Here is a 406-nt window from a genome sequence, read left to right as displayed (position 1 = left end):
CCTTCCCGCTGCTGGCCGTGCCCTTCTTCATGCTGGCCGGCGAGATCATGAACGTGGGCGGCCTGTCGGCGCGCATCGTGAAGCTGGCGCTGACCCTCGTGGGCCACAAGCGCGGCGGCCTGGGCTTCGTGGCGATCCTGGCCGCGTGCATGCTGGCGGCGCTGTCCGGCTCGGCGGTGGCCGACACCGCGGCGCTCGCTTCGCTGCTGCTGCCCATGATGGTCCGCGCGGGCCATGACAAGGCCAAGAGCGGCGGCCTCATCGCCTCGGCCGGCATCATCGCGCCCATCATTCCGCCGTCCATCGGCTTCGTGATCTTCGGCGTCTCGGCCAACGTCTCGATTTCCAAGCTGTTCCTGGCCGGCATCGTCCCCGGCATCCTGATGGGTGCGTCCATCGCCATCGC

At 69.5% G+C, this 406-nt stretch carries 1 protein-coding gene; it reads left to right on the top strand.

All coding sequences use genetic code 11. From position 1 onward, the window contains the following. The coding region (locus SM757_RS35105) for a TRAP transporter large permease subunit (protein ID WP_322468885.1) at positions 1-406 on the top strand (406 nt) is incomplete at both ends.

Source organism: Azohydromonas lata (assembly GCF_034427735.1).
GTDB classification, from domain to species: domain Bacteria; phylum Pseudomonadota; class Gammaproteobacteria; order Burkholderiales; family Burkholderiaceae_C; genus Azohydromonas; species Azohydromonas lata.
The sequence above is the reverse complement of the archived record's forward strand: the minus strand, read 5'-3'. Positions and strand labels throughout refer to the sequence as shown.